Annotated in this window: 8 protein-coding genes; 5 read left to right on the forward strand and 3 right to left on the reverse strand. The window is 65.4% G+C overall.

Going from position 1 to position 7,160, the window contains the following annotated elements:
* Positions 1-234: 234 nt before the first annotated feature.
* From Tther_RS12300 to Tther_RS12315, 4 genes are read left to right on the forward strand one after another with little or no spacing between them, the layout of a single operon-like run.
* Complete coding sequence (locus tag Tther_RS12300) at positions 235-726, forward strand: NnrS family protein (protein WP_143904296.1); 492 nt, start codon at positions 235-237, stop codon at positions 724-726.
* Positions 727-745: 19 nt separating this feature from the next.
* Positions 746-2,722 carry a methyl-accepting chemotaxis protein gene (locus tag Tther_RS12305; protein ID WP_185975092.1) on the forward strand — a complete coding sequence of 659 codons (1,977 nt, stop codon included), beginning with the start codon at positions 746-748 and terminating at the stop codon, positions 2,720-2,722.
* A gap of 6 nt (positions 2,723-2,728) precedes the next feature.
* Positions 2,729-3,391, forward strand: a complete 663-nt coding sequence (locus Tther_RS12310) for a nitroreductase family protein (protein ID WP_143904300.1) — start codon at positions 2,729-2,731, stop codon at positions 3,389-3,391.
* A complete protein-coding gene (locus Tther_RS12315) occupies positions 3,274-3,966 on the forward strand; it encodes a hemerythrin domain-containing protein (protein ID WP_246099039.1) in 693 nt (230 codons plus the stop codon). Before Tther_RS12310 ends, Tther_RS12315 begins: the two co-directional genes overlap by 118 nt.
* A 30-nt stretch (positions 3,967-3,996) precedes the next feature.
* On the opposite strand, the gene Tther_RS12320 is transcribed toward Tther_RS12315, so the two are convergent.
* The gene (locus tag Tther_RS12320; protein WP_143904301.1) at positions 3,997-4,518 is read right to left on the reverse strand and encodes a hemerythrin domain-containing protein; all 522 of its coding nucleotides are present in this window, start codon (positions 4,516-4,518) and stop codon (positions 3,997-3,999) included.
* A gap of 111 nt (positions 4,519-4,629) precedes the next feature.
* Here Tther_RS12320 and Tther_RS12325 point away from each other — a divergent pair, with 111 nt between their 5' ends.
* Positions 4,630-5,106: an Rrf2 family transcriptional regulator gene (locus Tther_RS12325; RefSeq protein WP_143904302.1), complete on the forward strand. Its 477-nt coding sequence runs from the start codon at positions 4,630-4,632 to the stop codon at positions 5,104-5,106.
* Here Tther_RS12325 and Tther_RS12330 read toward each other — a convergent pair.
* Both Tther_RS12330 and ccoG read right to left on the reverse strand, forming a co-directional pair.
* Entirely contained in the window at positions 5,067-5,480 is a 414-nt protein-coding gene (locus tag Tther_RS12330; protein ID WP_221934034.1) for a SirB2 family protein, read from the reverse strand. The genes Tther_RS12325 and Tther_RS12330 overlap by 40 nt on opposite strands.
* Positions 5,480-6,892, reverse strand: coding sequence for a cytochrome c oxidase accessory protein CcoG (gene ccoG, locus Tther_RS12335; protein WP_143904306.1), 1,413 nt, complete (start codon positions 6,890-6,892; stop codon positions 5,480-5,482). The genes Tther_RS12330 and ccoG overlap by 1 nt, the downstream gene beginning before the upstream one ends.
* Positions 6,893-7,160: the final 268 nt, after the last annotated feature.

Here is a 7,160-nt window from a genome sequence, read left to right on the forward strand (position 1 = left end):
GCGCCATCCAGTCCGTTCTCGAGCAAGATCGCATAAGCGGCTTCCAAGGGGTTGGTTTCGACTCGTATTGCCATGAGGGTTACACTCCTTTCTCGAAGTCATGGCGTCAGACCCACCCTCGCGCTGTCTGCTGGGCGGGGAGCGTAGGCGCGTAGCGCCGGAGATCCCCGCCCAGCAGACAACCGGCAAAATGGAATTTACAGAAAGAACGATACACAACTTACGCGTGGCGTCATGCTCGCGCGCGGTTTGTTCGAGCTGGTGATCGGCAGCATTGTGCTCTGGTTGGCCCTGGTTTGGGGGTTGGTGCAGGCGTTGCGCATTCGTTTGCTGGCGATGCTGCACCTGGGTGTGCTGTGGCTGGGTCTGGCGTACTGTCTGCTCGGGGCCGCTCAGCTGCTGGGATTGAAGCAAGGCGTGCCGCTGCTGGGGTTGGGCGCCTGGCATGCGCTGACCATGGGTTTTCTGGGGTCCATTTTGTACGCCATGGTGACCCGCGTCTCCTGTGGCCATGGCGGGCGCAAGTTGCTTGCGGACGAGGCGACTTGGTGGGGATTTTGGGTGCTGCAAGGCAGTGTGGTGTTGCGGGTGGGCAGCGCCATGTGGCCGGATGAGGCGGTGGGGCTGCTGCTGGCGGTGAGCACGTGGTGTGCGGCGCTGATTCCCTGGGGTATGCGTCTTTTGTCCTGGTATGGGCGTCCACGCCCGGACGGTCGTCCGGGTTGAGGCGGTGGAGAAAAACCACATGCAATCTTTGGTGCGCGATGGTACGCGCGGGGAGGGTGTGCCCCGATGGGCATGGCCAGTTCAGGCCCTGTTGGGGCGTTTTCGCCTGGGCGCCAAGCTAGCGTTGGTCGTTGGGGTGCTGCTGGCGCTGCTGCTGGTGGTGCTGGGCCTGCATGTGCAACAGCGGTGGCAAGAGACCCAGCGGGCGCGCATGGCCGAGCGCGGCGCTGGGGTGGTGTTGGCCGTGGGTGATGTCATCGTAGCCACTCAGACCCACCGTGGCCTGACCAACCGTTGGCTCGCGGGTGATGCCGCATCGGCGCCCGAGCGCGAGGCGGCGGCGCGCCGCTGGCAGGCCAGTGTCGCTGCGTTGGATGCGCAGCTGCAGGGGCAACCCGCGCTCGATCCGGATCGGCGCTGGTCTGCCCTTCGCGACGCGAGCCTAGCGTTGTTCCAGGTTCGTGAAACGGATGAGCGCGCGCATGTGTTCGAGGCGCATTCCGAGCTCGTGCAGGCGCTGCTGGCGCTGTCGCGGCAGGTGGGCGAGTTTGCGGGGCTGTACCTGTTGCCCCATGCCGATCTGTGGGCCTTGCAGGACATCGTCGTCGATCGTGTGATGCCCCTGGCCGAAGATATCGGCGTGGCACGCGGCATGGGCAGCGGTCTTTTGGCCGGTGGCGTGCGCGACGAGGCGGTGGTGGCGTCGGTGTTGGGTCACCTCGCACGCGCCGAAGCGGCCACCGCTGTCGTCGCCGATCGCTTGCGCATGGCGCAGCGGCATGGTGGCCCGGCGTTGACGTCGTGGGAAGCCGCACAACAGCGCATCCGGGTAATGCGCGCGTTGGCCGAACAGGCTTTTGCGGGGCAAGCGTCGGCGGTGACCGCGCAAGCCTTCTTTGCCGCGGGCACGCAGGCCATCGACGCCGTGATGGCCTTTCGCGCCGATGTGTCGCACGTGCTGGCGGACGGTTTGCGGCAGACGTCCCAACGGGCCATGCGGGGGCTGGTGGTGGCTTCGGCCGGCGCTGTGGTGCTGATGCTGGCGGTGGCCTATGTGGCCACGGCGTTGGTGGTTGTGATGCGCGTGAGCATTTCGGAGGCGCTGCGCGTAACCCACGCCACCGCCCAGGGGGACTTGACCGTCGGCATCGAGGTGCAAGGCGCGGACGAACTGGCCGACTTGCTGTTGCAGATTCACCACATGCAAGAGCGGTTGCACCATGTGCTGGGCCGTATCCATGAAGCCGCCAACGTGGTGGGGGATGCCTCGCACGAGATCACAGCCGCCAACATGGATTTGAGCGCACGCACCGAACAGCAGGCCGCCGCCGTCGAGCAGACCGCATCCACCGCCGGCGCGGTGCAGCAGGCCATGCAGAGTCACCTGCTGACGGCACAACAGGTCCGCGCCATGAGTGCCGAGGCGGTGCGGGGCGCGCAGGGCGTCGGGGAGCTGGTGGCCGAGCTGGCGCATGCCATGCGCGATCTGGACGCTTCGTCTAAGCGGATCGGCGAGATCGTCACTGTCATCGACACCATCGCGTTTCAGAGCAATATTTTGGCCCTCAATGCTGCGGTGGAGGCCGCGCGGGCTGGTGAGGCCGGCCGCGGGTTTGCCGTCGTGGCCAGCGAGGTGCGGGCGCTGGCGCAACGCAGTGCCCAGGCGGCGGGGGAAATTCGCACCATCGTCGATGACAATATCCAACGCATGGCCACCGGAGCGCAACGGGCGCAACAGGCCGATCAGGCGGTGGCAGGTGCCGCGGCGCGCATCCAAGCGGTCTGCGAAGCTGTTGATTCGTTGGCCGTGCAGACCCGCGGCGATGCACAGCGGCTGGATCAAATCTGCACAGCCATGGGCCAACTCAACGAGGTGACACAGAGCAATGCCGCACTCGTGGAACAAAATGCCGCCGCGGTTCGCACGCTCGACGACCAGGTGCAGAGGTTGCGTGCGCAGGTGAATCGTTTCAAACTTCGGCTTGCACCCGTCTGAATCCGTATGGCTTCTTGCTTGGTAACGTCATCCCCCGCGGCCCTGGCAGAACCCGCCGGGATCGAGGATGCCGACTGGGCGCTGGCATGGATTGCCAAGCGCCAAACCGTCTTGCCCAAGCGGCTGCATCCACCGGGACCCAGTGCAGACCAAGTGCAACGGTTGCTGATGGCGGCAGCGGCTGCTCCGGATCACGGGTGCCTGCTGCCGTGGCGCTTCATCGACGTGCCAGGACACGCCCGCGATGCACTGGGCGAGGTGTTTGCCCAGGCGTTGCACGAGCGCGATCCCGCTGCCACCCCCGAGCAGTTGGCACAGGCCCGCGACAAGGCGCGGCGCGCGCCACTGCTCTGGTTGCTTGTGGTCGACAGCGGCGCCAAAGAGGTGGATGTGCCGCTGCACGAGCGTTTGATCAGTGCCGGCTGCGCGGTGCAAAACGTCCTGTTGATGGCCACGTTCATGGGTTACGGATCCGCGTTGACCAGTGGCAAGGCGCTCGCATCGCCCATGTTGCGACAGGCGTTTGGGTTGGCTGCGACCGAGTTGCCGGTATGTTTTGTGAGCATCGGGACCGTGGCGCAGGCGCGGGCGGTTCGCGAGCGGCCTGTGCTGCAGCGGCTGATTTCCTCCTGGGCGCCGGATCAACCACCGCCGAAGGCCAATCCATGATCCTTTCGCGCCATGCTTTGCAGGGGATCTCCTCCCCCGAAGCCGATCACGCACAACCCTTCGAGTGGTTGCGCGCCTGCCATGACCGCGTCGAGCGCATGCTCGATCTTTTGCAGCGGCTGCATGAACACGTGCAGCGACACGGCGCCGATGCGCAGGCGGTTGACGCGGCGGCCCAGGTCCAGCGCTACTTCGATCTCGCCGCACCGCTGCACCACGAGGACGAAGAGCGCCATGTGTTTCCGCGCGTGCTGGCGCTGGGTGATCCGCGCCTGCGCGCACTGGTGTCGCGTTTGCAGGACGACCACGCGGCAATGGCCTCTGATTGGACGGGGTTGCGCGGGCGGCTGCACGCCCTGCAGGCGGCCGCCGGGGATGTTACCTGGCGTTGGACCGAGCACGACCACCGATGGCTGGCGCAATTCGCGCAGCGTTACAAGCTCCATATCGCGGCGGAAGAAGACGAGGTCTTTGCAGCCGCGCTGCAGGCGATGACCAAGGCCGAACAAGCGGCGATGAGTGAGGATATGCTGCGCCGCCGGGCGATCGCACCCTCTGTGCGCGGATCATCGTGAAATCGGCAGTGCTGGGCCGTCTCCCGGGGCTCAAGCTGCCTCGAAGCGGGGAAACAGCACGTCATTTTCCAGGTGGATGTGCTGCGTCAGGTCATCGACGAATTGCCGCACACCCGCATAAAGCGCGTGCCATGTGTGGCACGTCTGGGCGGGGAGCGTCAGATCGTGCGTGAGCGCTCGCAGGCGGTTCAGCTGCTGTGCGTGGGCGTCGTGCTCTTGGCGCATGACGCCGATCGGAAAGCGTGCCATGGGTGAGTCCGCGATCAACAGCGGAAAAAGTATCTGTTCCTCCTTGGCCATGTGTTGGTGCAGCTCCGCCTGCATCGCCTCCAAAAGTGCGCGCAGCCCGGCGGGCACGTGAGGGTGCTGCGCATGCATGGCTTCGACCTGGGTGGCCAAGCGAATCAACTCCGGTAGCTGTTGGCGGTGGACGTCGTGGTAGCGGTGCAGGATGTGCTCGATCAGCTCGACTGGCTCCGTTGGCGCGGTCGCCTGCGCAGGCGGCACAGCCGCGGTGTCGACGGTCGTATCAGGCCGATCTTGGTGAACCATGGCGGCAAACCTCAAAGTGGCATTGGTTATGCATATTATGGGGCTGTCGTGAGCCCGTGACCATCGTCCGATCGGACGATGCTTCGCCCCACCATCGCGCACAATCGCTTTATGCGCCTGACTCTCTGGACCGATTACAGCCTGCGCGTGTTGATGCACTGCGCCGCGTGCGAGGGCGCCGGCCGGCGCGCCACCATCGCAGAGATGGCGCGTATGCACGGCGTGTCACGCCACCACCTGACCAAGGTCGTGGTGGCGCTGGTGCATGGGGGGTGGTTGCTGGGGCAGCGCGGGCGCGGCGGCGGCTTGCGGCTGGCACGTCCTGCGTCGCACATCTGCGTTGGCGATGTCGTGCGCTGGGCCGAACGCGATTTTCAGCTCGTGGCGTGCATGGCGCCTGAGGGGCAAAATGCCTGCCTGTTGATGCCGGGATGTCGACTGCGGGGCGCGCTCCACGAGGCCTTGCAGGCGTATCTGGGCGTTCTCGATGGTTATACGCTGGCGGACCTGGTTCCCGTCGCGTGGGCACCGCTGACGCGGGAGGCGCTTCAGCGCCCGGTTGCAACCAACCAAAAGCCCGCTGGGTGATGGAAGATGGCGGTCCCCACGATGTGGGCGGCCAAGATCAGGGCCAGGATCCCCGCCAGCGCATGACCACGCGGGGTGCGCGCCCGCCGCAAGGCCCAGCTGCCGCTGACGATGTAGCCTATCAGCAGTATCCACTTCATCCACAGCCAGGCGGGGATGTCGTGTGCCCAACCGCGTGTCACGAGCAGGCCCACGCCCGCCGTCAGCAGCACGGTGTCGATGGCGACGCTGAGCATCCGTACGTCGGCGCGCAGGGGCCAGCGTGCGCCCTGCAGCACCCCCAGCCAGCGCAGCAGGAACAGCCCCAGACTCGCCACGACCGTGGCGATGTGCAGCTCAAGCCAGCCTCCGACCATAAACGCAGGCGATTCCATCAGGGTAGCAGAAAGGTTGCGGCTGCACGGGCAGAGTCGTGACCGTCTTCCACCACGAACGTGACCCGGCGCGCGCCCGAACCCATGCGCGAAACCTGGGCGTGCGGCAGCACCAGCCGCACCGGCACGCGCAGCTGGCTGGCAGCGCCGACGATGACGGGCTGCGCGCTGCCGACATGCACCTGCACACCCTCCAAATCGACCGCATCGATGGTGTACCGCGCCGGCTGTTCGGTGCGGTTGGTGATCAACAGTTGGTAGGTATTTTCCACCCCCTCGGCGCCAAGATTGGCCAGCGTGCCACGGTCGCGCAAGGCGTCTAGTGCGACGCCAGGGCGCAGCGCCAGCGACAGCGCCACCCCCAGCACCACCCCCGCCAGCAGCACCGCGTAAGCGATTACCCGCACACGCAAGAGGTGGGTGAGCATCCCCCGCCAGCCGACCCCGGCGCCCAGGCCGCGTGCGGTGGTGTAGCGGATCAGCCCACGCGCGTAGCCCATCTTGTCCATCACCGTATCGCAGATGTCGATGCACGCGGCGCAGCCGATGCACTCGTTTTGCAATCCGTCGCGAATGTCGATACCTGCCGGACACACCTGAACGCACAGGGTGCAATCGATGCAGTCCCCCAAGCCGCTCGTGCGGGCAGCGGCTTTGCGCGCGCGGCCACCGCGGGGCTCTCCTCGCTGGCTGTCGTAGGCAATGATGAGCGAGTCGGCGTCGATGAGTGCGCTCTGAAAGCGCGCGTAAGGACACATCGTTTTGCAGATCTGTTCGCGCAGCCAACCGGCGTTGCCGTAGGTGGCCAGCGTATAAAACGCGATCCAAAAGGTTTCCCAGGGCCCCAGCTCCAAGGCCAGCGCACGGTGCAACAGCTCGCGCACCGGCGTGAAGTAACCAACGAACGTCACGCCCGTCAGCAGGGCCAGCGCCGCCCACAGCAGGTGTTTGCCCGCCTTGCGTGTGAGCGTCTCCAGGCTCATCGGGGCTGCATCGCGTCGCATGCGCGCCTGACGGTCACCCTCCAACCAGCGCTCGATGGCCAGAAACATCTCGGTGTAGACGGTTTGGGGGCAGGCATAGCCACACCAAAGCCGCCCGGCCACAGCCGTAAACAGAAACAGCGCCAATGCGCACGCTATCAGCAGGCCGACCAGGTAGATCAAATCCTGTGGCCACAATACCCATGCAAACACAAAAAAGCGCCGCGCCTCCAAATCGAACAGCAGTGCAGAGCGATCGTTCCACGTGAGCCAGGGCAGGCCCAGGAAGATGAGCTGCGTAACCGCCACCATCAGGCGGCGCCAGCGATCGAAGCGGCCGCGTACCGCGCGAGGGTAGATCTTGACGGGACGCTCGTACAGCACGCCGCCTTCGCGGACGGCTGAGCAGGGGGTAGGCGGGGTTTTCATGGGGGAATAATATGCATCCAAAAGGCATATTATTGACCGCGGGGGGAAGTTGTGTATCGTTCTTTCTGTAAATTCCATTTTGCCGGTTGTCTGCTGGGCGGGGATCTCCGGCGCTACGCGCCTACGCTCCCCGCCCAGCAGACAGCGCGAGGGTGGGTCTGACGCCATGACTTCGAGAAAGGAGTGTAACCCTCATGGCAATACGAGTCGAAACCAACCCCTTGGAAGCCGCTTATGCGATCTTGCTCGAGAACGGACTGGATGGCGC

This window comes from Tepidimonas thermarum (assembly GCF_007556705.1).
GTDB lineage: Bacteria > Pseudomonadota > Gammaproteobacteria > Burkholderiales > Burkholderiaceae_C > Tepidimonas > Tepidimonas thermarum.